The organism is Streptomyces sp. H39-C1, from assembly GCF_027158125.1.
GTDB classification, from domain to species: Bacteria; Actinomycetota; Actinomycetes; order Streptomycetales; family Streptomycetaceae; genus Actinacidiphila; species Actinacidiphila fildesensis.
Genome location: NZ_JAPVLS010000269.1, coordinates 1 through 1,094, shown reverse-complemented (window position 1 = coordinate 1,094; position 1,094 = coordinate 1). Strand labels below are relative to the sequence as shown.

The window sequence follows — 1,094 nt, the reverse complement described above, 5'->3', positions numbered from 1 at the left end:
TGTCCGATGGCGCTGGTGAAGACGACGGGCATGGAGGCCCGTTCCGCACCATGCTCACGCGCCAGATCCCGCAACACCCGAACCCCGCCATACGCCCGGTGCTCCAACCCCTCCCACACCTGACGCTGCAACGCCCGCGCCCGATCCACAAACCCCACAGAACCCGAAACATCCGCCTCCACCAACAACACCGACGTGAAATCACCCACCAGACGATTCACATCCGCATGCAAAGGCCACCGATCAGCCACCGTAAAATTCAACGTGAACCGCGGCGACTTCGACCACACCCCCAAAACCTCCGCATACGCCGCCGCCAACACCGCAGACGCCGTCAAACCAAACGACGCCGCCCGCTCCTTCAACACCCCCCACCGAACCCCGTCCAACACAAACTGCCGCCGCACAAACCTCGGCTCCACCCCAGAAGGCGCAACCACCAACGGCAACTCCGGCGCCGCAGGCAAATCCTCAATCCGACCCAACCAATACCCCCGCGCACGCTCAAACCCCTCCGAAGACTCCACCCCCTCCAACGCCCGCACATAATCACGGAACGAACAACCCAAAGGCGCCAACTCCACCCCCGGATCCGCATACAACAACGCCCACTCCTCCAACACAATCTGCACCGACCCCGCATCAGCCACCAGCAGATCCAAACTGAAATGCACCCGCGAAACCCCACCAGGCAACCGCTGCACCCGCACCTCGAACAACGGCCACACATCAGCCGGCCGCACCTCATGCGACAACTCATCCCGCACCGCAGCCACCCGCCCCGCAGCCACAACACCCTCAACCCCCGACAAATCCTCCAACCCCACCACCACCGGCGGCACCACCTCCAACACCTGCTGCCGCCCATCACCCCGCACCACCGCACGCAACATCTCGTGCCGCTCCACCAACCGCTCCAACGCCACCCGCGCCCGCACCACATCAAAATCAGCCGACTCAAACTGCACATACAAATGAGTCGACACCTGCCCCAACTCAAACAACCCAGAACGACCCAACCAATACGCATGCTGCACATCAGTCAAACCAAACGCCTCAAACCGACCCCCCACATCCCCCACCAACACCGGAAG

General features: G+C 62.7%; 1 protein-coding gene. It reads right to left on the bottom strand.

Going from position 1 to position 1,094, the window contains the following annotated elements:
• A partial coding sequence (locus tag O3W51_RS48145) for a condensation domain-containing protein (RefSeq protein ID WP_269290433.1) occupies positions 1-1,037 on the bottom strand: 1,037 nt, incomplete at its 3' end.
• Positions 1,038-1,094: the final 57 nt, after the last annotated feature.